The following is a 256-nucleotide window of genomic DNA, read 5'->3' as shown; positions in this document are numbered from 1 at the left end:
CCGCATCCGTGACCTGGTCGGCACCGACTTTGCCGACACGATGTTCTTCGACGAGACCAAGCTCGCCATGGTCTCCGTCGAGCAGCGCACGGATGTCGACCGGGCCGCCTATCACGTCGCCCAGGCGTCCTTCGAAGAAGCCGCCTACACGATCATGATCGAGCACGGCCTCGGCGTGCGATTCGGTGACCGGGTCTCCCCCGACGCCGCCGGCGCTGTGCCGTTCCGCATCGACACCACGATCATCTCCACCGAC

At 66.0% G+C, this 256-nt stretch carries 1 pseudogene; it reads left to right on the top strand.

Going from position 1 to position 256, the window contains the following annotated elements:
* Positions 1-256: pseudogene (locus tag BV453_RS01780) on the top strand (hypothetical protein); the annotation flags it as partial.

Origin of the sequence: Microbacterium sp. ER1 (assembly GCF_023383675.1) — a bacterium.
GTDB lineage: Bacteria > Actinomycetota > Actinomycetes > Actinomycetales > Microbacteriaceae > Microbacterium.
This window is presented reverse-complemented; position numbering and strand designations above follow the sequence as displayed.